Origin of the sequence: Promicromonospora sp. MS192 (assembly GCF_049532985.1) — a bacterium.
In the GTDB taxonomy this organism is placed as follows: Bacteria; Actinomycetota; Actinomycetes; order Actinomycetales; family Cellulomonadaceae; genus Promicromonospora.
Map to the genome: position 1 here is coordinate 1,239,569 of NZ_CP186693.1, position 24,850 is coordinate 1,264,418.

23 protein-coding genes are annotated in these 24,850 nt (G+C 72.9%); 17 read left to right on the forward strand and 6 right to left on the reverse strand.

Annotation, left to right across the window (positions count from 1 at the left end; translation table 11 throughout):
- The first annotated feature begins 15 nt into the window (after positions 1-15).
- The 6 genes from ACO229_RS05560 to ACO229_RS05585 all read left to right on the forward strand — a co-directional run bounded on the left by ACO229_RS05560 (position 16) and on the right by ACO229_RS05585 (position 7,362).
- A complete protein-coding gene (locus ACO229_RS05560; RefSeq protein ID WP_423465266.1) occupies positions 16-1,830 on the forward strand; it encodes a helix-turn-helix domain-containing protein in 1,815 nt (604 codons plus the stop codon).
- 129 nt (positions 1,831-1,959) lie between these two features.
- Positions 1,960-3,231, forward strand: a complete 1,272-nt coding sequence (locus ACO229_RS05565) for a hydroxymethylglutaryl-CoA reductase, degradative (protein WP_423464072.1) — start codon at positions 1,960-1,962, stop codon at positions 3,229-3,231.
- Positions 3,228-4,232, forward strand: coding sequence for a hydroxymethylglutaryl-CoA lyase (locus ACO229_RS05570; RefSeq protein ID WP_423464073.1), 1,005 nt, complete (start codon positions 3,228-3,230; stop codon positions 4,230-4,232). Before ACO229_RS05565 ends, ACO229_RS05570 begins: the two co-directional genes overlap by 4 nt.
- The gene (locus ACO229_RS05575) at positions 4,229-5,476 is read left to right on the forward strand and encodes a CaiB/BaiF CoA transferase family protein (RefSeq protein WP_423464074.1); all 1,248 of its coding nucleotides are present in this window, start codon (positions 4,229-4,231) and stop codon (positions 5,474-5,476) included. Before ACO229_RS05570 ends, ACO229_RS05575 begins: the two co-directional genes overlap by 4 nt.
- Positions 5,473-6,363, forward strand: coding sequence for a hypothetical protein (locus tag ACO229_RS05580; RefSeq protein ID WP_423464075.1), 891 nt, complete (start codon positions 5,473-5,475; stop codon positions 6,361-6,363). Before ACO229_RS05575 ends, ACO229_RS05580 begins: the two co-directional genes overlap by 4 nt.
- A gap of 144 nt (positions 6,364-6,507) precedes the next feature.
- A complete protein-coding gene (locus ACO229_RS05585) occupies positions 6,508-7,362 on the forward strand; it encodes an alpha/beta fold hydrolase (RefSeq protein WP_423464076.1) in 855 nt (284 codons plus the stop codon).
- On the opposite strand, the gene ACO229_RS05590 is transcribed toward ACO229_RS05585, so the two are convergent.
- The 5 genes from ACO229_RS05590 to ACO229_RS05610 are packed head-to-tail and all read right to left on the reverse strand — an operon-like array spanning position 7,349 to position 11,691.
- Entirely contained in the window at positions 7,349-7,741 is a 393-nt protein-coding gene (locus ACO229_RS05590; protein WP_423464077.1) for a cupin domain-containing protein, read from the reverse strand. The genes ACO229_RS05585 and ACO229_RS05590 overlap by 14 nt on opposite strands.
- A 4-nt stretch (positions 7,742-7,745) precedes the next feature.
- Positions 7,746-8,891, reverse strand: a complete 1,146-nt coding sequence (gene solA / locus ACO229_RS05595; protein WP_423464078.1) for an N-methyl-L-tryptophan oxidase — start codon at positions 8,889-8,891, stop codon at positions 7,746-7,748.
- 18 nt (positions 8,892-8,909) lie between these two features.
- The gene (locus ACO229_RS05600) at positions 8,910-9,659 is read right to left on the reverse strand and encodes an amino acid ABC transporter ATP-binding protein (protein WP_423464079.1); all 750 of its coding nucleotides are present in this window, start codon (positions 9,657-9,659) and stop codon (positions 8,910-8,912) included.
- Entirely contained in the window at positions 9,656-10,822 is a 1,167-nt protein-coding gene (locus ACO229_RS05605) for an amino acid ABC transporter permease (protein ID WP_423464081.1), read from the reverse strand. The genes ACO229_RS05600 and ACO229_RS05605 overlap by 4 nt, the downstream gene beginning before the upstream one ends.
- Entirely contained in the window at positions 10,819-11,691 is an 873-nt protein-coding gene (locus ACO229_RS05610) for an ABC transporter substrate-binding protein (protein WP_423464082.1), read from the reverse strand. The genes ACO229_RS05605 and ACO229_RS05610 overlap by 4 nt, the downstream gene beginning before the upstream one ends.
- Before the next feature lie 249 nt (positions 11,692-11,940).
- Between ACO229_RS05610 and ACO229_RS05615 the strand changes: the two genes are divergently transcribed.
- Positions 11,941-12,654: an HAD family hydrolase gene (locus tag ACO229_RS05615; RefSeq protein ID WP_423465267.1), complete on the forward strand. Its 714-nt coding sequence runs from the start codon at positions 11,941-11,943 to the stop codon at positions 12,652-12,654.
- Between the two features lie 47 nt (positions 12,655-12,701).
- Here the strand turns inward: ACO229_RS05615 and ACO229_RS05620 are convergent, their stop codons facing one another.
- Complete coding sequence (locus ACO229_RS05620) at positions 12,702-13,610, reverse strand: RecB family exonuclease (protein ID WP_397417271.1); 909 nt, start codon at positions 13,608-13,610, stop codon at positions 12,702-12,704.
- A gap of 92 nt (positions 13,611-13,702) precedes the next feature.
- Between ACO229_RS05620 and ACO229_RS05625 the strand changes: the two genes are divergently transcribed.
- The 10 genes from ACO229_RS05625 (at position 13,703) to hisF (ending at position 24,790) form a co-directional block, all read left to right on the forward strand.
- Positions 13,703-14,872 carry a site-2 protease family protein gene (locus ACO229_RS05625; RefSeq protein WP_423464083.1) on the forward strand — a complete coding sequence of 390 codons (1,170 nt, stop codon included), beginning with the start codon at positions 13,703-13,705 and terminating at the stop codon, positions 14,870-14,872.
- Between the two features lie 91 nt (positions 14,873-14,963).
- A complete protein-coding gene (locus ACO229_RS05630) occupies positions 14,964-15,977 on the forward strand; it encodes a tRNA (adenine-N1)-methyltransferase (protein ID WP_423464084.1) in 1,014 nt (337 codons plus the stop codon).
- Positions 15,978-16,118: 141 nt separating this feature from the next.
- Positions 16,119-17,780 (forward strand): proteasome ATPase, encoded by a 1,662-nt coding sequence (arc, locus tag ACO229_RS05635; RefSeq protein ID WP_397417277.1) that lies wholly within the window; start codon positions 16,119-16,121, stop codon positions 17,778-17,780.
- Between the two features lie 106 nt (positions 17,781-17,886).
- The gene (gene dop / locus ACO229_RS05640; RefSeq protein ID WP_397430663.1) at positions 17,887-19,548 is read left to right on the forward strand and encodes a depupylase/deamidase Dop; all 1,662 of its coding nucleotides are present in this window, start codon (positions 17,887-17,889) and stop codon (positions 19,546-19,548) included.
- Positions 19,549-19,657: 109 nt separating this feature from the next.
- Positions 19,658-19,855, forward strand: a complete 198-nt coding sequence (locus ACO229_RS05645; protein ID WP_397417279.1) for a ubiquitin-like protein Pup — start codon at positions 19,658-19,660, stop codon at positions 19,853-19,855.
- The gene (gene prcB, locus ACO229_RS05650) at positions 19,852-20,691 is read left to right on the forward strand and encodes a proteasome subunit beta (RefSeq protein WP_397430376.1); all 840 of its coding nucleotides are present in this window, start codon (positions 19,852-19,854) and stop codon (positions 20,689-20,691) included. The genes ACO229_RS05645 and prcB overlap by 4 nt, the downstream gene beginning before the upstream one ends.
- Positions 20,688-21,593, forward strand: a complete 906-nt coding sequence (gene prcA, locus ACO229_RS05655; protein WP_423464086.1) for a proteasome subunit alpha — start codon at positions 20,688-20,690, stop codon at positions 21,591-21,593. The genes prcB and prcA overlap by 4 nt, the downstream gene beginning before the upstream one ends.
- 32 nt (positions 21,594-21,625) lie before the next feature.
- A complete protein-coding gene (pafA, locus tag ACO229_RS05660; protein ID WP_423464087.1) occupies positions 21,626-22,987 on the forward strand; it encodes a Pup--protein ligase in 1,362 nt (453 codons plus the stop codon).
- 73 nt (positions 22,988-23,060) lie between these two features.
- The gene (locus ACO229_RS05665) at positions 23,061-24,020 is read left to right on the forward strand and encodes an FKBP-type peptidyl-prolyl cis-trans isomerase (RefSeq protein ID WP_423464088.1); all 960 of its coding nucleotides are present in this window, start codon (positions 23,061-23,063) and stop codon (positions 24,018-24,020) included.
- Entirely contained in the window at positions 24,020-24,790 is a 771-nt protein-coding gene (gene hisF / locus ACO229_RS05670; RefSeq protein WP_397417289.1) for an imidazole glycerol phosphate synthase subunit HisF, read from the forward strand. The genes ACO229_RS05665 and hisF overlap by 1 nt, the downstream gene beginning before the upstream one ends.
- Positions 24,791-24,850: the final 60 nt, after the last annotated feature.

The following is a 24,850-nucleotide window of genomic DNA, read 5'->3' on the forward strand; positions in this document are numbered from 1 at the left end:
CGACAGGGAGCGACGATGACGCACACTCGCCCGGCCGACGACGTCACGACGATCGTCGACGAGAACACCCGCCTGCGGCGGCGCGAGCGCGAGCTCGCCGCCCTCTACTCCAGCGCCCGCGAGCTCGCCGAGCTGCGCGACAGCGCCGCCGTCCTCGACCGGCTCGTGCAGCGCGCGCACCAGATGCTCGGCGGCGACGTGACCTACCTCTCGCAGTTCCATCCCGACACCGGCGAGCTGCGCGTCCGCACCACCGCCGGGGCGGTCAGCGCCGCCTTCCGGAGGCTGCGTGTCCCGCCGGGCCGCGGGCTCGCCGGCGCCGTCGTCGAGACCCGCGACGCGCAGTGGGCGGAGCAGTACCCGAGCTACCGCACCGACCGGCACGACCCCGGCGTCGACCAGGCCGTCGCCGACGAGGGGATCGTCTCCCTGCTCGGCGTCCCCATGGTCTCGGGCGACGACGTCCTCGGCGTGCTGTTCGTCGCCACCCGCACCGCGCACCGCTTCACGCAGGAGGAGGTCGCCCTCCTGTCGGCACTTGCCGACCACGCCTCGGTCGTCCTCCAGACCGCCGAGACGCTGCGCAGCCTGCGCCGCTCCGAGGACGAGGCTCGGCGGGCGCTCGCCGAGCTGCGCGAGCACCTCGCCGAACGGGACCGAGCCAGCGCCGTCCACGCCCGCCTCGTCCAGGTCATCCTCACCGGGGGCGGGTTCGCCCCCGTGGCCGAGATCCTCGCCTCCGGCCTCGGCCGGCCCGTTGCCATCGTCGACGAGCGCGGCACCGTGGTGGGCGCCGCCGGGTCGCCCCTGGCGGCCGCGACGGTCGACCGCGACGACGAGGCGGACCGCCGGGTGCGCGAGGCGACGGCCGCCAGCCATCGCACCGGGCACTGCGTCCCGGTCGACCAGGTGCCCGGGACGGGCAGCGTCATGGCGCTCGCGGCGGGTCCCCGGCTGTTCGGGGCGGTGCTCGTGGGCGACGGCGAGCAGCCGCTCGGTGCCGTCGACCGGCGCACTGTCGAGCGCGCGGGCCAGGTGGGGGCGCTGCTGGCGCTCCAGCAGGAGGCCGGTGCCGACGCGGAGCAGCGGGTCCGCACGGAGGTGGTCACCGACCTGCTCCACGACGTCCCGGAGCGCCGGGCGGACGTCGAGCGCCGGGCGCGGCGGCTCGGCGTCGGCATCGACGTGCTCGACACGCTGCTGCTGCTCGTCGTGCCCGGAGACCGGCGGACCGCGGCGGTGCGACAGCTCGGCGCGCTGCTGGGGGAGCGGGCGCTGGTCGGGGAGCACCGGGGCTACGTCGTCGCGGTGCACGACGCCGGGCCCGGCACGCCCGCCCCGGACCAGCTCCGCGCCCGGGTCGCGCGGTCGATCGGGTGCGCGGTGCTCGCCGTCGTGCCGCCGGCCGCGCGCGGGGCGCTGCCTGCCGCGTTCGCCACCGCGGAGCGCACGGCCCGTCTGCTGGCTGCGCTCGGGGCCGAGGACGAGGTGGCGGCCACCGAGGACTACGTGCCCTACGCGGCCGTGCTCGACATCGACGCCAGGTCGCTCGACGGCTTCCTGGAGCACACCGTCGGACCGGTGCGCCGGTATGACGCCGAGCGCGGCACCGACCTGCTGGAGACCCTGCGCACGTTCGTCCGGGTCGGTGCGAGCCCCACGCGGACGGCCCGGGAGCTGAGCTTCCACACCAACACGATCCTGCAGCGGCTCGGCCGCCTGGACCAGCTCCTCGGCGCCGGCTGGCGGGACGGCGAGCGGCTGTTCCGGATCGGTGTCGCGGTGCGGCTCGACGAGCTGCGAGAGCGGCTGCGGCCGGTGGGCGCCTGACGGCCCGGCCCGAGGGTGATCAGCACATGATCAGGCCCGCACCGTGGGTCCTCGCCCCATACGGCGCCCGCCCGCCGGATACCTACGGTGACGGTGACCCCCCCCACGGGACGGACCACCGGAGGATCGATGACGACCAACAGCCGACTGTCGGGACTGCGTGATGCGACGCCGGACGAGCGCCGCAAGCGGGTCGCGGAGAGCGCCGGCCTCGATCCGGCGCAGCTCGGCGTGCTCGACCCGGCCGCCGGCCTCGGTGTCGAGCAGGCCGACCACCTCATCGAGAATGCCGTGGGCGTGATCGGCATCCCGGTGGGCATCGCCACGAACTTCACCGTGGACGGCACCGACCACCTGGTGCCGATGGCGACCGAGGAGCCGAGCGTCGTGGCCGCGGCCTCCAACGCAGCGCGCATGGCGCGCGGTTCGGGCGGCTTCACCACCTCGACCACCGGCGACGTGATGATCGCCCAGGTCCAGGTGGTCGACGTCGCGGACCCGGAGGCCGGGCGGCTGCGGCTGCTGGAGGCGCGCGCCGAGCTGCTCGCGCTGGCCGACGCCCAGGACCCGCTGCTGGTGAGTCTCGGCGGCGGGGCCCGCGACCTGAGCGTCCGGGTGCTGCCGACCCGCGCGGGCACCCATCTGGTGGTGCACCTGCACGTCGACGTGCGAGATGCGATGGGCGCCAATGCCGTCAACACCATGGCGGAGGCGCTCGCGCCGCGCGTGGCCGAGCTCGCCGGCGGGCGGTCGCTGCTGCGGATCTTGTCCAACAAGGCTGACCAGCGCCTGGTGCGGGCGCGTGCGGTGTTCGACGCCGGGCTGCTCGGCGGGCCGCGCGTGGTCGACGACATCGTGCTTGCCGGCGCGTTCGCCGAGGCCGACCCGTACCGGGCCGCTACCCACAACAAGGGGATCCTGAACGGCGTCACCGCCGTGGTGCTGGCCACGGGCAACGACACGAGGGCCATCGAGGCGGGGGCGCACTCGCACGCCGCGCGCGGCGGCTCGTACACGGCGCTGTCCCGCTTCGAGCGCACGCCGGACGGCGACCTGGCCGGCACCCTCGAGCTGCCGCTCGCGGTCGGCCTGGTGGGCGGTGCCACCCGGGCACACCCGGTCGCCCAGGCGGCGATCCGGATCCTCGGTGTCACGACGGCGGGTGAGCTCGCGCGGGTCGTCGCAGCCGTCGGGCTCGCGCAGAACCTGGCGGCGTGCCGGGCCCTGGCGGCCGAGGGCATCCAGCGCGGCCACATGACGCTGCACGCGCGCACGATCGCCGCCTCGGCCGGGGCGGACGGCGACGAGATCGGCGAGGTGGCGCGGCGCATCGTCGCGGACGGCGCCATCCGGATCGAGCGCGCCACCGAGGTGCTCGCCGAGCTGCGGGCGGGCCGATGACGGCCGCCGGTTCCACGCCCGGTCGCGCGCCCGGTCGCGCGCCCGACGACGCCGTGTGGCACCCCGCGCCCCAGCCCGTGGCCGACCCGTCGCTGCCCGCCCAGGTCCGCGTCTACGAGGTGGGCCCCCGCGACGGTCTCCAGGCCGAGCCCCAGGTGCTGCCGGCCGAGGTCAAGGCCGAGCTGTGCCGGCGGCTGCTCCGGGCGGGGGTGCCCGCGCTGGAGCTGACGAGCTTCGTCCCGCCGCGCTGGGTGCCCCAGCTCGCCGACGCGGAGGAGGTCGTGGCCGCCGTCCCCGTGCCCGACGGCGTGCGCGGTGTGGCGCTCGTGCCGAACCTGCGCGGGCTGGACCGTGCGCTGGCCGCAGGCGTCGGGGAGGTCGCCGTCGTGGCCAGCGCGACCGAGAGCTTCGCCCGGGCCAACCTCAACGCCACGGTGCGTGGCGCCGTCGCGGCGGCTGCCGAGGTCACGGCGGCGGCGCGTGCCGCCGACGTCCCCGTGCGCGCCTACCTGTCGATGGCGTTCGGCGACCCGTGGGAGGGCCCGGTGTCCGTCGCCGACGTCGCCGCGCGCTCCGCCGAGCTGTACGCCGCCGGGGCCGGCACGGTGGCGCTCGGCGACACGATCGGCACCGGCACGCCGGTACACGTCGCCACGGTGGTCGACGCCGTGGCGGCCGCGGGTGTGCCCCGTGCCGCCCTGGCGCTGCACCTGCACGACACCTACGGGCAGGCGCTCGGCAACGTGCAGGCCGGGCTGCGCGCGGGGGTGACCGAGTTCGACAGCTCGGTGGGTGGTCTCGGCCGCTGCCCGTTCGCCCGGGGGGCCACGGGTAACCTCGCCACCGAGGACCTGGTCTGGCTGCTGCACGGCCTGGGCATCGAGACGGGGATCGACCTGGAGGAGCTCGTGCGGATCTCGCAGTGGACCGGGAACTGGCTGGGCCGGCCGGTGCCCTCACGGGTGGCGGCCGCGCTCACCGCGGCGGGGGTGGGCGCATGAGCACGCACCCGCTGCTCGCGGCGAGCGCCGGCTCGCTGTCCGGCGTCGTCGTCCTGGACCTGTCGCGGGTGCTGGCGGGGCCGTACGCCGCGCAGACGCTGGCCGACCTGGGCGCCACCGTGATCAAGGTCGAGAACCCCGCCGACCCCGACGTCGCGCGCGGCTTCCCGCCGTACCTGAGGGACAGCTCAGGGTCGTCCGCAGAGGAGTTCAGCGCCTACTACGGGCAGTACAACCGCGGCAAGCTCGGCTTGGGGCTCGACCTGCGGGCCGACGAGGGCAAGCAGGTGCTCAAGGACCTGGTGGCGCGGGCCGACGTCCTGGTGGAGAACTTCCGGCCGGGCACGATGACGCGCCTCGGCCTGGGCTACGAGGTGCTGGCCGAGGTGAACCCGCGCCTGGTGTACCTGGCGATCTCGGGGTACGGGCAGACGGGCTCGCGCAGCCGCCGTCCGGCGTTCGACAACACCGCGCAGGCCGCGGGCGGGCTGTGGTCGATGAACGGCTACCCGGACCAGCCGCCCGTCCGGGTGGGTGTGACGATCGGTGACCTGTCGGCGACGCTGTTCGGGGTGATCGGCACGCTCGCGGCGCTGCGGCACGCCGAGCGCACCGGCCAGGGGCAGCTCGTGGACGTGGCGCAGGTCGACTCGATCATGGCGATGACGGAGACGGCGGTCGTCGAGTACACGGTGGACGGCACCGTGGCGAGGCCGGCGGGGAACGCGCACGCCTGGGTGCGGCCCTACGAGCTGTTCGACTGCAAGGACGGCAAGGTCTTCTTCGGCGGGTACACCGACAAGCTGTGGCGGGCCAGCTGCGAGCTGTTCGGCACGCCCGAGGCGGCTGACGCCCCGGAGACAAGCACGATGCGCCGGCGCTTCGACCCCGAGGTCTACGAGCGCCGGGTCAAGCCGCTCGTGCTCGGCTGGTTCGCCGGCCGCACCCGCGCCGAGCTGGAGGAGCTGGCCGGCGACGTCGTGCCGCTGACGGCAGTGCGTGACATCGGCGAGGTGGTGGACGACCCGGGCACCGCCGAGCGCGACATGGTGGTCGAGGCCGACTACGGCGACCTGGGGACTCTGCGGATGTTCGGCCAGCCGATCAAGCTCGGCGCCACGCCCGCCCTGCCCGCCCGCCGGGCCAACCGCCTCGGCGAGCACGCGGACGTCGTCCTGACCGGTGTCGCCGGGTACGACACCGACCACGTCGCCGGGCTGCGCGAGCGCGGGGTGGTCGTGTGAGCGTACGGCGCCGGGCCGAGGTCCTGGGGACGTTCCCGGGTGCGGCGTACCGGGGCACGTTCGCTCCCTCGGCCCCGGAACCGGGGCTCGGCGCGGAGCTGCCGGCCGGCTGGGAGGGCCTGTACTTCCCGTACGACGCGCCGCTGGCCGACCTGCGGCCCGACGGCTCTCCGGCGCGCGACGGGGTGCTGCCCGAGATCAGCCTGCCCCGGCGGATGTACGCCGGCGAGGACACGGTGTTCCACCGGCCGCTGCGGTACGGGAACCTCGTCGAGCAGGTGGTCACGGCGGGTGACGTCGTGGAGAAGACAGGGCGTTCGGGCAGGCTCGTGTTCGCCGACGTGGTCCGGGAGTACCTGGTCGACGGCGAGCGGGCGGTCTCCAGCACGTGGCACGACGTGTTCCTGGATGTCGCTGGGCCTGGTGGCGGGTCTGGTGGCGGGGTCTCAGCGGGTTCGGTTGGGCCGGGGGCCGGCGCCGACTGGTCCGAGCCGTTGCGGCTCGACGAGCGGCAGCTCTTCCGCTTCTCCGCGCTCACGTTCAACACCCACCGCGTGCACTACGACGCCCGCTGGGTCCGCGAACAGGAGGGTCTGGACGGGCTCCTCGTGCACGGCCCGCTCCTGCGCATCGTGCTGCTCGACGCCGCCGTCCGGCACGAGGCCGCCATGCCGGGGGAGCAGGGCGGGCCCCGGGAACCGGGCGAGCGCGTCGGAGCGTTCTCGTTCCGTGTCCGGGCACCGCTGCTGGCCGGTACGGACGCGGTGATCGCCGGAACCCGGCACGGCCAGGAGTCCGAGGTGCACCTGCTGGACGCCTCCGGTGCACCGCTGGCCACGGGGACCGTCGCCTGGGTGGACGAGCAGCGCCGCCGGACGCCGCAGTAGCCCGGTCGTCCCTGGGTTGGGTCGGCGGCACAGGAAGGGGCGCACGTTCTGGTGTCGCAGCCCATGGGCAGGACGCCGGTGGTGGGCGACCCTTGGGGGGCGCAGCACACCCGGAGCTGGGCAACGGACGGGAGGGACGAACGGATGCCGCACACCGACGTCGACGACATCGAGATCTTCTACGACGTGGCAGGTGACGCGGCCGACCCCGCCGTCGTGCTCATCGCCGGGGGAGGGGCGCAGCTCGTCGCCTGGCACGAGGACCTGGTGGCCCTGCTGGTCGCCGAGGGTTTCCGGGTGGTACGGATCGACAACCGGGACACCGGCCGCTCCCAGCGGTTCGGCGGGCCCGACGACGTCGACGGGGGCTACGAGCTCGGCGACCTGGGCGACGACGTCGTGCGCGTCCTGGACCACCTCGGTGTGGCGGCCGCCCACCTCGTCGGGCACTCGATGGGCGGGATGATGGCGCAGATGGTCGCGCTCGATCATCCCGAGCGGGTGCGCAGCCTGGGGCTGCTGTCCACGATCCCCGGCCGGGACCCGCGCTACATCCTGCACGGTGAGCGCCCGGAGCTCCTGGTGGCACCGCAGCGGTACACGCGTGCGGAGGTCGTCGCGTTCGCCACCGAGTACGCCCGGTCGGCATCCCCCGGCCGGTACGACCCTCAGGTCGAGTGGCACGCCTGGGCGGCGGGGGAGGCCTACGACCGCGGCTACGCGCCGGAGGGGTTCTCGCGGCAGTGGGCGGCGCTGCTCCGCGCGCCCGAGCGGCTCGACCGGCTGCGCGGCGTGACGGTGCCGACGTTCGTCCTGCACGGCCGGGACGACGACGTGCTGCACTGGTGCGCCGCGGTCGATCTCGCCGAGGCGATCCCGGGCGCCGAGCTCCAGGTCCACGCGGACATGGGCCACCTGATCCCGTGGGAGCTCTGGCCGGACCTCGTCGCTACGATCGCCCGCACCGCCCGGCGTGGCGAGGAGCTCAGCTCGCCGTGAGGGGACTGCCGCTCGGGGGTCCGAAGAGGAGCACGAGCTCCGCCGGTGCGGCAGAGTCGTTCCGCACGCCGTGCGGGACCCCCTCGGGCACGTAGACGGCGTCGCCAGACCGCAGAACGGTGTGCTCCTCGCCCACGGTCATCACCACCTCGCCCGCGACCACGACGTACATCTCGTCCTCGCTCTCGGCGGAGCAGCTCCCCGGGTCGCCGCGCAGATGGAAGTGCGAGCCCTCCTCGGCGCCGGGTTCGAGGTGGTACAGCATGACCGACGTCGGCAGGGCGGTGGTGTCCCGGAAGTACCACTCGACCCCCAGCGACCCGCTGCCTCCGTAGAGCGACCAGTCATGGTGTCCGTCTCCGCGTCGCTGGACCAGCATCGGGTCACGCACCCCCGGAGGAGCTCGGTGTGACGACGGACGGGGCCGCGAACGACAAGATGTCGTCCGGCGTCTCGCCGTCCAGGGCGAGCTCGGCGAGGATCCGCCCGATCGCGGGCGTGAACTTGAAGGCGTGGCCGGCGCCCAGCGCCACGATGACGTCGGGATGGCGCTCCAGCGGGCTGATCACGAGCTCGCGGCCGGGGGTGATCGCGTACTGGCACGTCACGGTGCGCAGGGCCGGCCCGCTCCCGGGGATCGTGCCGGTCATGAAGGTCGTGAGCTGGTCGAGCAGCTCCGGTGAGGGGACGAAGGTGCGCTCGTCCGGCGCCATCAGGTTGTCGGACAGGTCGCGGGCGGCCTTGATCGTCGGCTCGCCGTACGTGGGGAAGCCGTAGAAGCAGTGCGTGTCCTCCCAGATCCACACCGGGAACCGGCTGCGGTCGAAGGCGTTCGGGTCCGGGGGCGCGAAGTACGTGACCTGCTCCTGCATCGTCGTCAGGGGGATGGCGGCACCGAGCGGCTCGAGCAGTCGGTTGGTCCACGCATCGGCGGCGAGCACGACCTTGCGCACCCGGACGTCTCCGCCCGCGGCACGGACGACGACGCCGGCACCGTCGGGGGTCAGCCGGTCCACCGGCGTCCGGTCCCGGATGACCGCGCCGTGCACCCTGGCCTGCATCTGCAGTGCGGCGACCGAGCGCGACGCATGGACGATGCCGGAGTCGGGGGTGTAGATCGCCTGCACCCGCTCGGGGAGCCGGAACTGTGGCCACCGCACGTTCACCTGCCCGGGGTGCAGGAGCTGGTAGGGGATGCCGACGGCGTCGAGGCTGGTCGTGAAGTCGTCGGCGGAGTAGGGCCCGTCGGTCGGGATGAAGACGAGGCCGCCGGTCACCGTCACGAGCCGTTCCCCGGACACCTCCTCGAAGTCCGCCCAGTCCCGGTAGGCCGACCGCGCGAGGCGTACGTACCGTTCCGCGCCGTACGAGGTCCGGATGATGCGCGACGTGTCGTGCGACGCGCCGCGTACGTGGCCGAGCTCGAACTGCTCGAACGCGACCACGCGCGCGCCCCGGCGGGCCAGGTGGTACGCGGCGGCGCTGCCGAGGGCGCCCATCCCGACCACCGCGACGTCGAACGTCTCCATGTCGTCGTCCCCTTCTCGCTAGACGGTGCCGCCGGCGGCGGGTGCCACGGTGCGGAGGAACTCGCGGGTGCGCGCCTCGACCGGGTCGGCGAGCACCTGCTCCGGCGGTCCCTGCTCGAGGATCACGCCGTCGTCGAGGAAGACGACCAGGTCGGCCACCTCTCGGGCGAAGCCCATCTCGTGCGTCGCCAGCATCATCGTCATCCCCTCGTGGGCGAGCTCGCGCACGATCGTGAGCACCTCGGCGACCAGCTCGGGGTCCAGCGCAGACGTGATCTCGTCCAGCAGCACGACCTCCGGGTCCATCGCGAGCGAGCGCACGATCGCCACCCGCTGCTGCTGTCCGCCGGAGAGCTGGTCGGGGTAGTAGTCGGCGCGGCCGGCCAGGCCGACACGTTCCAACAGCTCGTCGGCCCGGGCGTCGGCCTCGGCCCTCGGCCGGCCGGCGACCTTGCGGGGAGCGAGCGTGATGTTGTCGCGCACCGTCATGTGCGGGAAGAGGTTGTACGACTGGAACACCATCCCGACCCGGCGGCGCAGCCGGTCGAGGTCGACACCGGGACCCGAGACGACGTCGCCGTCGAGCCGGACCTGGCCACCGGTGATCGGTTCGAGCGCGTTCGCGCAGCGCAGGAGCGTCGACTTGCCCGAGCCCGAGGAGCCGATCAGCGTCACCACCTGGTGCCGCTCGATCGACAGGTCGACGCCGGCGAGCACCTCGTGGTCGCCGTACTGCTTGTGTACGGCACGGAACTCCAGGAAGGTCATCGGGCACTCCCCGTGTGACTGCGGGTCCGGCGGCGGGTCCCGCGCCGGCTCGCGTCGCGAGCCAGCAGCCAGTCGACGAGCCGGGCCTGCGGGATGGTGATGATCACGAACAGCGCGGCGACGACGGCGACCGACGACAGGTTGAAGTTGGACGACGCGAAGAACTTTGCCTGGCTGAAGGCGTCGACCGCACCGATGATGCTGACGAGCGCGGTGTCCTTCTGGAGGGCGATGAATGCGCTGAGCAGCGGCGGGACGACGCCGCGCACCGCCTGGGGCAGCACCACGTGGCGCAGTGTCCGGCCGTACGAGAGGCCGAGAGAGCGGGCGGCGCCGGTCTGCGAGGGGTGCACCGCCTCGATGCCCGCGCGGTAGATCTCCGCGACGTACGCGCTGTAGGTGAGTGTGAGGGCGATGATGGCGTACCAGGCCGGCGGGAGCCCGCTGAACAGCGGGAAGCCCGCGAGCGGGAGGCCGAAACCGATCAGGTAGAGCACGATGATCGACGGGATCGCGCGCATCACGTCGATGTAGGCGATCGCGAGCGCGCGCAGCGGCCGGGCGCCGTCACCGGGAAGCATCCGCACGACGGCGAGGACGAGCCCGAGAACGAGCACGAAGGCCATGGCGCCCACCGCGATGACGAGGTTGAGCCCGAACGCGCGGGTGACGTCGAGGGCACTGGCGGCCATGTGGTCCGGATCGAAGAACGTCCGGACGATGCTCGCGTCGTTCGCGGTGAGCACCACCACGACGGCGAGCAGCAGCACCAGCGTGAGGGATGTGCTGAACGCACCCAAGCTGTGCGCCCGGGACCTGGCGGCGAGCTCGCGAGCGGTGAGGCGGTCGCCGTCGGCGTCCTGTCGCCGCGCGGAGTGCGCGAGCCGGAGTCCACGGGCCGCGTACCACGCGATCCCCGCACCGAGCCCGACGCCCACGACACCCACGGCCAGGCCCGCCACTGTAGGCTCGCGCTCCTCGGTGGAGGCGACGGCGCCGCCCACGACCCCCGCCGCGACGAGGAGCAGGACCGCTGTGGTGAGCGCCGCCACCGCGAGGCCGACGGCGCGGGGCGGCGGGCTGAGGCGGGAGGTGCCCGCGTCTGCGACCGTGGGCGCCGTGCGGGTGGTGGGCGCCGTACGGTCCGCGGGCCGGGCCGTCATCCGGCCGTCCAGAACGGGATGCTCGCCGGGTCGACCCCGAACAACGGTTCCAGGTACTGGGCCGACAGGCGGTCGAACGTCCCGTCCTCCTGCATGTCGGTCACTGCCTGGTCGACCTGCTCGACGTTCGGCGAGTCGAGCGGCAGGATCATGCCCCACGGCGTACCGATCTCGTACTGTGCGACGACCTCGACCTCGTCCCGGTAGGCGCTGCTCTGCGTGAGCGCGGTCTCGGTGTCGGTGATGACGGCGTCGACCTGGTTCGCGGCCAGCGCGGCGAACATCTCCGGACCATCGCTGAACAGCGAGGGTGCCGTCGTCGGGCGAAGGTTGTCCAGCACCCAGGCTGCACCGGTGCTGCTCTGGACGAGGCCGATCCGGGCGTCCTGGATGGTCGACGCATCGATGCCGGAGCCGGCGGCGACCGTGACCGCGAGGTTGGAGGAGTAGTACGGCTCCGAGAAGCTGAACACCTGCTTGCGCTCGTCAGTGATCCCGGTGACGGTCGCCCCGATGTCGTAGTCCGTGAAGGACCCGGAGATGTACTGGTCCCACGAGAGGTTGCGCACCTCCATCGTCTCCAGCCCTGCGCGGTGGGCGATCTCGGCGAGCATGCAGAACTCGAAACCGTCGGTCAGGTTCTCGGGGCTGGTGCCGTTCCACCAGCCGGGGTTCGGCAGTGCGGTCACCACCGTGAGCCTGCCCTCGGTGATCGGGTCGAGGGTGATGCTGCCGGGTTCGCCGGTCAGCTCGCAGTCGCCGAAACCCGCCGTGCCGCCCGCGTGCGGACCCGTCCCGCCTGGCCCACATGCGGCCAGGGCCAGGGCGAGGAGCGCGCCGATCCCGGCGAGGGTGATCCGTCGTGGCATGTCAGGCTCCCGTCTCTGGGCCGGTCGACCGGCGGCAGAGACAGTCTCTGGGGAGTCGCTCAGCCTCCCCTATGGGCGAACGTCCCAGCGTTCCGCCGCCGAGATGTGACGACTGCCCGGACGAGCACGACGACTGCGACCGCAGCGGCCGGTGCCGGGATGTCGGGAACGGCCCGCCCGCATGGGACGCTGTGCCGTGCGGACCACCGCGCACCAGCTCGTGCGCACGACGAGACAGAGGAGAGCACCCTGAGTACCGCCTTTCAGCCCGAGCCCGGCGTCCCGGACGGCCCGGGCCCCCGCGCCGTCCTCTTCGACATGGACGGCACCCTCGTCGACTCCGAGCCCTACTGGATGCTTGCCGAGCGCGAGATCGTCGCCGAGCACGGCGCGACGTGGACCCACGAGGACGCGCTCGGCGCCGTCGGGCAGGCCCTGACGACCACCGGTGCCATGCTGCGCGACGCCGGCGTGCCGCTCGAACCGGACGAGATCGTCGCGTGGCTGGTGGCCCGCGTGAACGAACAGCTGCGCGAGCGCGTGCCGTGGCGTCCCGGGGTGCTGGAGCTGCTCGGCGACCTGCGTGCCGCGGGAGTCCCGTGCGCGATCGTCACCATGTCCTACCGCAGCCAGGCCGAGGTCGTGGCCGGCGGAGCCCCCGAGGGCACCTTCACCCACCTCGTCACCGGCGACGAGGTGACCCACGGCAAGCCCCACCCGGAGCCGTACCTCGTGGCTGCCGGGCTGCTCGGCGTGCGGCCCGAGGACTGCGTGGCCATCGAGGACTCGGGGCCCGGCATCACGTCCGCGCTCGCGTCGGGCGCCCGCACGCTCGGTGTGCCGGCCGAGGTGCCCGTGCCGGCGCGCCCGGGCCTCAGCCGCGCCGCGTCGCTCAAGCAGGTGGACCTGGAGGTGCTGGGCCGGATCGCCGCGGGCGAGGTCGTCGACCTGCTCGTCGACTGAGCCACCGGGCCGGTCCCGGCCCCGGCTCGGCCCGTGGCGGGCCGAGTTCAGCCCGTGATCCCCAACCGCAGCGCGACCGCGCCCTCGGGAACCTCCGGCGGCGTGCCGCCGAACTCCGGGCACAGTGCCTGGTGCGCGCACCATCCGCAGAGCTTGGACCGGCGGGGCTTCCACTCGCCGCTGCGGGCCGACTCCTCGATCGCCGACCAGACCGCGCGGATCTTCTGCTCCGTGTGCTCCAGGTGGGCGGTCGTCGGCTCGCCCCGCAGTACCTGGCCGTCGCCCAGGTAGACGAGCTGGAGCATCTTGGGCAGCACGCCTCGCTCGCGCCACAGCACCAGGCCGTAGAACCGCATCTGGAACACGGCCGACGACTCGTAGCCCGGACGCGGCGACCGGCCCGTCTTGTAGTCCACGACCCGCACGGCGCCGTCCGGCGCGACGTCCAGGCGGTCCACGATGCCGCGCAGCAGCGGCCCGCCGTCGAGCTGGGACTCGACCAGCAGCTCGCGCTCGGCCGGCTCCAGCCGGTTCGGGTCCTCCAGCGTGAAGTACGTGCCCAGGAGCGAACCCGCACCCGCGAGCCAGCCCGCGCGGTCCTGCCCGTCCGGGCCCACCCCGTCCGTGAACAGCGACGCGTACCGCTCGTCCGCCTCCAGCAGCCGGTCCCACTCGCCCGGCAGCAGGTCGTGCGCGGCCGCCAGCGTGCGCTCACCGAGCGGCGCGTCGTACAACCGCTCCAGCACGGCATGCACCAGCGTGCCCCGCGCGGCCGCGGCCGACGGCGGCTCCGGCAGCCGGTCCACGGTGCGGAACCGGAACAGCAGCGGGCACTGCATGAAGTCGTTGGCGCGCGACGGCGAGAGAGCGGGCGGCCGCGAGGGAGCCGTCACGACCGCCGCCGCGCCCGTCTCGGTCGCCACGTCCGGCCCCGGGGTTACCTCCGTCGTCGTCATGCCCCCACCCTAGGGGCGGCCACCGACATCCTCCGGAAGCTGTCCACAGCGTGCCGTCTCCACCCGGGCGGACGGCCGGATAGGTTGGACCGGTGACCACCTCGGAGCCCGCCTCCACTCCCGCACCGCCCGCCCCGCAGCGCTCGAAGGGGTTCGTCGTCGGCCGCGTCGCCGGCGCCCCCGTGATCATCACCCGGTCCTGGTTCCTCGCTGCCCTCATCCTGACCGTCCTGTTCGTGCCCAACGTCCAGGCGATCGCCCCCGGGCTCGGCGCCGGCGCCTACCTGGTGGCCTTCGTCTTCGTCCTGCTCCTGTTCGCGTCCGTGTTCCTGCACGAGACCGCGCACGCGCTCGTCGCCCGGGCGCGCGGCCAGAACGTGACCGAGCTGGCCGTCACGCTCTGGGGCGGCCACACCGCCTACACCGGCGGCCTGGGCCGACCGCTCGACGGCTTCCTCGTCGCCGTGGTCGGGCCGCTGACGAACCTGGCGCTCGCGGCCGGCTTCTGGCTCGCCTACCAGGCCTCGCCGGTGCTGAACGTGCCGACGCTCCTGCTGTACGCGGGAGCCGTCTCCAACGCGTTCGTCGGCGTGTTCAACCTGCTGCCGGGCCTGCCGCTGGACGGCGGGCAGATCCTCGAGTCCCTGGTCTGGGCGGTCACGGGCAGGCGCACCACGGGCACGATCGTCGCCGGCTGGGTGGGCCGCCTCGTCGCCGTCGGCGTGCTGCTGTGGGCGCTGGTCCTGCCGCTCGTGCAGGGCACCAGCCCCAACCTCACCACCGTGCTCTGGTCGGCGCTGATCGGCGCCTTCCTCTGGGCGGGGGCCGGTGCGGCGATCGCCAACGGCCGGCGGCGCGAGGCCGTGGATGCGCTGTCCGCGCGGTCCCTCGCCGTCCCCGCGCTCCTGGTGCCGCTCGGCTCGACCGTCACGGATGCGCTGGCGGCGCGCGCGGCTGCGGGAGCCGGTGCGGCAGCGCACCGCATCGTCGTCGTCGGCCACGGCGACCTCCCGCTCGCGGTGGTGGACGACGCCGCCGTCGCCGCCGTGCCCGCCCAGGCCCGGGACCTGACCCAGGTCGACGCCGTGGCGGTGCCCTTCGTCCACGGGTCCCAGGTGGACCCCGAGCTGGCCGGCACGCGCCTCCTGGAGCACCTCGCGCGCAGCTCCGGCGGGGCGCGGCTGGTCCCCGTCGTCGAGGCCGGCCGCGTCACCGGGGTGCTCGACCTCGCCGACGTGGCGCGCGCGATCCGCGGGACCTGAGCCGGCCGGGTGCACCGTCGCCCGCGGCGCTCCGCCGCGGCGGCCCGCCGGCGGACGCGGGGGCCCGGCCCAGCGCCTAGGATTGTCCGTCGTGACCACACCCACCGATATCCCGACCGCCACCGGCGCCGAGCTGCGCCGCGGCCCGTTCCGCGTGGGCGACAAGGTCCAGCTCACCGACCCCAAGGGCCGCCTGCACACCATCACGCTGCAGCCCGGCGGGACGTTCCACACGCACAAGGGCTACTTCAAGCACGAGCAGATCATCGGGCAGCCCGAGGGCACCGTGGTGGTCAACACCGCGGAGATCGAGTACCTGGCGCTGCGCCCGCTGCTCGCCGACTACGTCCTGTCGATGCCGCGCGGTGCCGCCGTCGTCTACCCCAAGGACGCCGCCCAGATCGTCGCGATGGCGGACATCTACCCGGGCGCGCGCGTGGTCGAGGCCGGGGTGGGCTCCGGTGCGCTGACCATGTCGCTGCTGCGTGCCGTGGGCGACGCGGGCCACGTGCACTCCATCGAGCGGCGCGAGGACTTCGCGGCCATCGCCCAGGGCAACGTCGAGACGTTCTTCGGCGGGCCGCACCCGGCGTGGCAGCTCTCGGTCGGCGACCTGGCCGACGTGCTGCCCGAGGTCGCCGAGCCCGGCTCGGTCGACCGGGTGGTGCTGGACATGCTCGCACCCTGGGAGAACGTGGACGCCGTCGCCTCGGCGCTCGCCCCCGGAGGCGTGCTCGTCTGCTATGTGGCCACCACGACCCAGCTTTCGCGCACAGCAGAAGACCTGCGTGCCGACGGCCGGTTCGCCGAGCCGGCGGCCTTCGAGACGATGGTCCGCGGGTGGCACCTGGAGGGTCTGGCCGTGCGACCCGAGCACCGGATGATCGGCCACACCGGCTTCCTGATCACCGCCCGCCGGCTGGCCGACGGCGTGGTGCCGCCCGAGCGGAAACGGCGTCCTGCCAAGGGTGCGTACCCCACGACGCCCGAGGCGGAGTGGACGGCGGAGGACCTGGGGGAGCGGGCCGTGTCCGACAAGAAGGTCCGCAAGGTTCGTCGTGACCTGGGCGTTGCGCCGCAGGACGGAAGCATCCCGTCCGCGTGAACGGCCTGTAACGATCGAGTACCTCGGACGTCTCAAACGGGTGTTCTTACTCCCGGTGTGTCGGTGACTGTGCTTAGAGTGCTGTTCTCGGAGGCGTTTGCGTCATATGGTCGCCTCCCGGGCCCTACGAGAGGGGATGTCATGACCGAGAACACGTCAGGATACAACCATCCCGAGAACGAGTCTTTGCCGAGCCGCGACTACGAGCGCCAGATCGCCCTCCTCTCAGCCAAGAACGAGCGCCTCGCGGAAGCCCTCCGCGCGGCGCGCGACCAGATAGTCGAGCTGAAGAAACAGCTCGACGACCTTGCCAAGCCGCCGGGGACGTACGCCGTCTTCCTGGGGGCCCACCCCGACGGGTCGGTGGACATCTCCTCGGCCGGCCGCAAGATGCACGTGTCCGCCAGCCCCAGCCTGGACGTGACCCGCCTGAGCCCGGGCCAGGAGGTGAAGCTCAACGAGGCGATGACGGTCGTCGGCGCCGGCGACTACGAGCGCACGGGCGAGCTGGTCACCGTGAAGGAGATGCTGGGCGGCGACCGCGTCCTCGTGGTCGGCCGCGCGGACGAGGAGCGCGTGGTGCGCCTCGCCGGCTCCGTGATGGACGTGCCCCTGCGGGTGGGTGACTCGCTCACCGTCGACACGCGCAGCGGCTTCGTGTTCGAGGTCGTGCCGAAGTCCGAGGTCGAGGAGCTCGTGCTCGAAGAGGTCCCGGACATCGAGTACGAGGACATCGGTGGCCTCGGCCCGCAGATCGAGGCCATCCGTGACGCGGTCGAGCTGCCGTTCGCGCACCCGGACCTGTTCCGGGAGCACGGGCTGCGCCCGCCCAAGGGCGTCCTGCTGTACGGCCCGCCCGGCTGCGGCAAGACGCTGATCGCCAAGGCGGTGGCGCACTCCCTGGCCGGGATGGTCGCCCGCGCCAACGGGGGCAACCCCGAGGTGAAGAGCTACTTCCTCAACGTCAAGGGCCCGGAGCTGCTGAACAAGTACGTCGGCGAGACCGAGCGGCACATCCGCCTGATCTTCGCCCGCGCACGGGAGAAGGCCGGCCAGGGCATGCCCGTCGTGGTCTTCTTCGACGAGATGGAGTCGCTGTTCCGCACCCGCGGTACCGGCCTCTCCTCCGACGTCGAGACGACGATCGTCCCGCAGCTGCTCGCCGAGATCGACGGCGTGGAGCGGCTCGACAACGTCATCGTGATCGGCGCGTCCAACCGCGAGGACATGATCGACCCCGCGATCCTGCGCCCCGGACGCCTCGACGTGAAGATCAAGATCGAGCGGCCGGACGCCGAGGGCGCCAAGGAGATCTTCGGCAAGTACCTCACCAAGGAGCTGCCCGTCCACGCGGAGGACCTGGCGGAGTACGGCAACAACGTCTCCGAGGCGCTGGACGGCATGATCACCTCGGTCGTGGAGCGCATGTACTCCGAGGACGAGGAGAACCAGTTCCTGGAGGTCACCTACGCCTCCGGTGACAAGGAGACCCTCTTCTTCAAGGACTTCAACTCCGGTGCCATGATCCAGAACGTCGTGGACCGGGCCAAGAAGAACGCGATCAAGGACTTCCTGGCCACGGGGCAGAAGGGCATCCGCGTCGAGCACCTGCTCACCGCCTGCGTCGACGAGTTCAAGGAGAACGAGGACCTCCCGAACACGACCAACCCGGACGACTGGGCCCGCATCAGCGGCAAGAAGGGCGAGCGCATCGTCTTCATCCGCACCATCGTCCAGAAGAAGGGCGAGGGCGCCACGCCCCGCACCATCGACACCGTCCAGAACACCGGCCAGTACCTCTGACAGCCATCGGGACAGGGTCCGTGTCCGCCGCCCGGCGGACGCGGACCCTGCCTCACCAACGGGACTACTCCGGCATAGGGTGGTGGACGTGAGCGTGCGTCGAGTGATGGGCATCGAGACCGAGTACGGAGTGCTGCAGCCGGGTCGTCCCCTGGCCAACCCCATGCTGCTGTCCAGCCAGGTGGTGACGACCTACCGGGCCATCTCCACGCGGACCGAGGGCACGGGGGGCCGGGCCCGCTGGGACTACGACGACGAGGACCCGCTGCAGGACGCGCGCGGGTTCCACCTCGACCGTGCCTCGGCGCAGCCGTCGATGCTGACCGACGACCCGGCACGGCCGGCGCCGTCGGGCCCCGTGACCGGGCAGGTGCCCGTCGTGGAGCCCGGGCTGCCGGGCCGCGGGCGGCGCCGGTCGGGCTCCACGCAGGAGGTCGAGCGGCCGGCCACGGAGGAGTACGACGACCCCAGTGCCGCCAACGTGATCCTCACCAACGGCGCGCGCCTCTACGTGGACCATGCGCACCCCGAGTACTCCTCGCCGGAGGTCATGACCCCCGAGGACCTGGTGCGCTGGGACGTCGCCGGCGAGCGCGTGATGCTGTCCGCGCTGCGGGAGCTGGCCGGCTTCCCGGGCAGCGAGGTGGTGCTCTACAAGAACAACGTGGACGGCAAGGGAGCCAGCTACGGCACGCACGAGAACTACCTCGTGAACCGGTCGCTGCCGTTCACGACGCTCGCCGAGCTGATCACGCCGTTCCTCGTCACGCGGCAGGTGTTCACGGGTTCGGGCCGTGTGGGGCTGGGGGCGACCAGCGGCACCGCCGGCTACCAGATCTCGCAGCGCGCCGACTACATCGAGGCCGAGATCGGTCTGGAGACCACGCTGCGCCGGCCGATCGTGAACACGCGCGACGAACCGCACGCCGACCGGCAGCGCTGGCGGCGCCTGCACCTCATCCTCGGCGACGCCAACCTGATGGAGGTGCCCACCTATCTCAAGGCGGGTGCGACGTCGCTGGTGCTGTGGGTGCTGGAGCACCTCGACGAGCTGGCCGAGGCGGGCGTCGACGCCCGCGGTGAGCTCGGCGCGCTGCGGCTGGCCGCCCCGGTGAGCGACGTGCAGAAGGTCTCGCGCGACCTGACCCTGTCCGTCCCGCTCGACCTGGCCGACGGGCGCACGATGACGGCGCTGGAGATCCAGGGCGAGGTCGCGGACGTCGTGCGGCGCTCGCTCAAGGTGCTCGGCACCGACGCGGAGTCGGACGCCGTGCTGGACCGCTGGGCGTCGGTCGTGGAGCGTCTGGGCACCGACCCGGCCTCCTGCGCGCGCGAGGTCGAGTGGGTCGCCAAGCTGCGGCTCCTGGACCGGCTGCGCTCGCGCGACAACCTGGAGTGGGACCACCCGCGGCTGCACGCCATGGACCTGCAGTGGTCCGACGTGCGGCCCGAGCGCGGCATCTACCACCGCCTGCTCGCCAAGGGCGCGGTGGACCGGATCGTCGACGAGGAGAGCGTCGCGCGGGCGGTGCTCCACCCGCCGGTCGACACCCGTGCGTACTTCCGCGGCGAGGTGATGGCCCGCTACGGCGGCCAGGTCTCGGCGGCGAGCTGGGACTCGGTGATCTTCGACGTGGACGGGTCCCAGGCGCTCCAGCGCGTGCCGATGCTGGACCCGACCCGCGGGACCAGGCACCACATCGGGGCGCTGCTCGACGCGAGCCCGGACGCGGGGGCGCTGCTCGACGGACTCTCCGGGCGGAGGTGACCTTCGATGTCAGTGGTACCGCCTAGGGTCGGCCACTAGGGTCAAGCTCCAGGGTCAGGGCCTAGGCTTCAGGACCAGCGTTACGTCAGAGAATCACCAGGAGGCGATCATGGCCGGTCAGGAAAGAATCAACCCGTCACACGAGGACCGCACTCCGGACGACGACGCCGAGACCCCGGCGCCCGCCGCCGCGGCACCGCAGAAGGACGACGACGAGGTCGACGCCCTGCTCGAGGAGATCGACGAGGTGCTCGAGACGAACGCCGAGTCGTTCGTGCGCGGATTCGTCCAGAAGGGTGGGCAGTGAACCTGAACGCAGACCGCACCGCAGGCCGACTCCCGGACGCCTTCCTGCGTCCGGGATCGTCGTCCTTCGTGGACTTCCTGGCCGAGCACGCCCCCGACCGGCTGCCCGGGAACCGCGTCATGCCCGCGGGCGTGACCGACCCGGCGACCCTGTCCCCGCACGCCACCACGATCGTGGCCCTGACCTTCGACGGCGGCGTCCTGCTGGCAGGTGACCGCCGTGCCACCGCAGGGCCCATGATCGCCAGCCGCAGCATCGAGAAGGTGTTCCCGGCCGACGAGTACTCGGCGGTCGGCATCGCCGGCTCGGCCGGCATCGGGCTGGAGCTGGTGCGCCTGTTCCAGCTCGAGCTGGAGCACTACGAGAAGATCGAGGGCTCGCTGCTGTCCCTCACGGGCAAGGCGAACCGGCTGGCCACCATGCTGCGCGGCAACCTCGCGATGGCGATGCAGGGTCTGGCCGTGGTGCCGCTGTTCGCGGGCTACGACCTGGACAAGGGCATCGGCCGGATCTTCAGCTACGACGCCACCGGCGGTCGGTACGAGGAGCACGAGCACCACGGCGTGGGCTCGGGATCGCTCTTCGCGCGGGGTGCCCTGAAGAAGCTGTGGCGGCACGGGATGGACGCCGACGAGGCGGTCCGGGTCGCGGTGGAGTCGTTGTACGACGCCGCGGACGACGACTCGGCGACGGGCGGACCGGACACCGTGCGCGGCATCTTCCCGGTGGTCGCGGTCGTGTCCGCGGACGGGTACGAGCGCGTCGAGGACGCAGAGGTCTCCCGCGTGGCGGAGCAGATCGTGGCGCAGCGCCGAGACAGGGGGTACCTCGCATGAACATGCCGTTCTACGTCTCGCCCGAGCAGCTGATGAAGGACCGGGCGGACTTCGCCCGCAAGGGCATCGCCCGGGGCCGGTCCGTGGTGGTGCTCGCCTACGAGGGCGGTATCGCCTTCGCGACGGAGAACCCGTCGCGGGCCCTGCACAAGATCTCGGAGATCTACGACCGCATCGCGTTCGCGGCCGTGGGCAAGTACAACGAGTTCGAGAACCTGCGGGTGGCCGGCGTGCGGTACGCCGACATGCGCGGGTACTCCTACGACCGGTCCGACGTGACGGCGCGCGGCCTCGCCAACGCGTACGCGCAGACGCTGGGCACGGTGTTCATCACCGAGTCCAAGCCGCTCGAGGTCGAGATCGTCGTGGCCGAGGTGGGCGCCCAGGCCGCGGACGACCAGATCTACCGGCTCACCTACGACGGCACGGTGGCCGACGAGCACGGCTTCGTGGTCATGGGCGGCCAGGCGGAGCAGCTCGGCCGGCGCGTCAAGGAGGGGTGGCGGGCGGACCTGTCGCTCGGGGAGGCGCTCCGGCTGGCCGTGGCGGCTCTCGGCTCGGGCGAGGGTTCGACGCCGCGCACCATCGAGGCGGCCCAGCTCGAGGTGGCGGTGCTGGAGCGCGACCGCCCGCGCCGGGCGTTCCGGCGGCTGAACCGGCAGGTCCTGGCGGACCTGCTGGCGCAGGGCGACGACGCTCCGCCGACCGACGCGAAGCCGGTCCCGGAGGGTGGCCCGCCTGAGCCGGGCGCGCCGGAGCAGCCCACCGGCGAGCGGGCGACCGAGGAGCAGCCGACCGAGGAAGAGCCCACCAAGGAAGAGCCCACCGAGAAGAAGCCGACCGGGAACAAGCCCGACGACGGGCCGGAGGCGTCCGGCACCTCGTCCGGGACCGACCACTAGCAGCGCGTTCCGCGAACGGGGAGGGGAAGTCCATGGACCGTAGGATCTTCGGTCTCGAGACCGAGTACGGCGTGACGTGTGCCGCTGACGACGGGCGTGGTCTGTCCGCCGACGAGGTGGCCCGCTACCTGTTCCGGAAGGTGGTGGCGTGGGGCCGTTCCTCGAACGTGTTCCTGAGGAACGGCTCCCGCCTCTACCTTGACGTGGGTTCGCACCCGGAGTACGCGACGGCCGAGTGCGACGACGTGCGCCAGCTCGTCGCCTATGACCGCGGCGGTGAGCGCATCCTGGAGGGCCTGGTCGCGGACGCCCAGCAGCGCCTGGAGCACGAGGACCTGCCGGGCAAGATCCACCTGTTCAAGAACAACACCGACTCGGCGGGCAACTCGTACGGGTGCCACGAGAACTACCTGGTGCGCCGGTCGGGGGACTTCTCGCGGCTGTCCGACGTGCTGGTGCCGTTCCTCATCACCCGGCAGATCCTGGTGGGGGCGGGCAAGGTGCTCTCGACGCCGCGGGGTGCGGTGTTCTGCCTGTCGCAGCGGGCCGACCACATCTGGGAGGCGGTCTCCAGCGCCACGACGCGCTCGCGGCCCATCATCAACACCCGCGACGAGCCGCACGCGGACGCCGAGCTGTACCGGCGCCTGCACGTGATCGTCGGCGACTCGTCGATGGCCGAGCCCACCACGATGCTCAAGGTGGGCACCACGGACCTGGTGCTGCGGCTGGTCGAGGCCGGTGTGCCGATGCGGGACCTCACCCTGGAGAACCCGATCCGGGCGATCCGGGAGATCAGCCACGACCGCACCGGCAAGCACGCCGTGACGCTGGCCAACGGCCGCACCGTGACGGCCGTCGAGATCCAGTCGGAGTACTACGAGCGGGCGCGGGAGCTGGTGGAGGCCAACCTGGAGGTCACGCCGGTGGTCAAGCAGGTGCTCGACCTGTGGGAGCGTGGCCTGCGCGCGCTGCAGACCGAGGACCTGACGCTCGTGGACCGGGAGCTGGACTGGGCCATCAAGCTCAAGCTGATCCGCCGCTATCAGGAGAAGCACGGCATGGGCCTGGACGACCCGCGCATCGCCCGGCTCGACCTGGCCTACCACGACATCTCGCGCACGGAGGGGCTGTACAACCTGCTCGCGGCCCGGGGCATGGTGGAGCGGGTCACCACGGACCTGGAGGTCTTCGAGTCCACGGCGGTGCCGCCGCAGACCACGCGGGCCAAGCTGCGCGGCGACTTCGTCCGGGCCGCCCAGGAGGCGCGCCGGGACTACACGGTGGACTGGGTGCACCTCAAGCTGAACGACCAGGCCCAGCGCACGGTGCTGTGCAAGGACCCGTTCAAGAGCGTGGACGACCGGGTGGAGCGCCTCATCGAGAGCATGTGACCGAACGCGTGCCCCGGGCGCTCGTCGTGGACGGGTCCCGGGGCACGCCCGTGTCCGTGGGAGACTTGCGCGAGTGAGCTCCTGGGTCCGTGTCGTCGCCGGTGCACTGGCCGCGGCGGTCATGACCGGGACTGCCGCGTGCGCCCCCGCCTCCCTGCCGGTCGAGGTGGGCCCGGCGCCGTCGTCGTCGGCGTCGCAGGAGCCCGTGCAGGTGACCGGGGCGAACGGCGCACCGCCCACGCTGGAGTACGACAAGCCGTTCGACGTGGTCCGGTCCGGTTCGCGCACGGTCTGGCCGGGCACCGGCGACATGCTCGAACGGGACGACCCCGTGCTGCTGAACCTGTACGCCGAGGACGGTCGCGACGGCACGGAGCTGCAGAACACGTTCCGCACGGCGCCCGCGGCGTACACGATGACCGAGTCGTCGCTCGGCAACGACCTCTTCGAGGCGCTGGAGGGTCAGCGGGTCGGCGCCCGGCTGTCGCTCCTGGACGAGCAGGACGGCGTGCCGGTGCTGGTCGTGGTCGACGTGCTGCCCGCGCGGGCGTCCGGCACCGCGGGCGAGCCGCCCGGCAAGGGGCTGCCGCAGGTCCGGCTGGACGACCTCGGTGCGCCCACGGTGCGGGTCCCGGACGCCGAACCGCCGTCGGACCTGGTGGTGCACCCGCTGATCCGCGGGGCCGGGCCTCAGGTCCGGGCGGGGCAGATCGTGACGGTCGAGTTCACGGCCGTGCGCTGGAGCGACGGGAGCGTGGTCGACACGACGTGGACCGAGGGCACCCCGCCGCAGTCCGCGGAGATCGGCATCGGCAAGCTGGTCGAGGGCTGGGACCAGGGGCTCCTGGAACAGACCGTGGGCTCCCAGGTCATGCTGGTGGTGCCGCCGGACAGCGGCTACGCCGACACCACGAGCCGGCTCGCCGGCGAGACGATGGTGTACGTCGTCGACATCCTCGACACGCACCAGGCGGTCGCAGAGGACGAACCCCGGCAGGCCGGGGACGAGAAGACACAGGAAGAGGAGGGCTGATGTCCGTCGCGATCCGTGTGATCCCGTGCCTGGACGTCGACGCGGGCCGGGTGGTCAAGGGCGTCAACTTCGCGGACCTGCGTGACGCCGGGGACCCGGTCGAGCTCGCGGGCCGGTACGACGCCGAGGGCGCCGACGAGCTGACGTTCCTCGACGTGTCCGCCTCGTCGGGCGACCGCGCGACCATGGTCGACGTGGTGCGGCGCACCGCCGAGCAGGTGTTCGTGCCGCTCACCGTGGGCGGCGGCGTGCGCTCGACCGACGACGTGGACCGGCTGCTGCGCGCCGGCGCCGACAAGGTCGGCGTGAACACCGCCGCCATCGCACGGCCGGAGCTCATCGCCGAGATCGCGCAGCGCTTCGGCTCGCAGGTGCTCACCCTGAGCGTCGACGCGCGCCGCGTCACCGGCGACGTCACCACGCCGTCGGGCTACGAGGTCACCACGCACGGCGGGCGCCGGGGCACGGGGATCGACGCCGTCGAGTGGGCCGAGCGGGCGGCGAAGCTGGGCGCGGGGGAGATCCTGCTCAACTCGATGGACGCCGACGGCACCACCGCCGGGTTCGACCTGGAGATGCTCCGCGCGGTGCGCGAGCGGGTGCACGTGCCGCTCGTCGCGTCCGGCGGGGCCGGGACGCCGGAGCACTTCGTCGAGGCGGCACGCGCCGGGGCGGACGCCGTGCTGGCCGCGTCGGTGTTCCACTTCGGCGCGCTCACCGTGGGGCAGGTCAAGGACGCGATGCGGGCCGCCGGCCTGGAGGTTCGCTGACACCGGACGGGCCGCGCCCGGACGGGTGGTTGACCTCAACATAGGTTCAGGTCGTAGCGT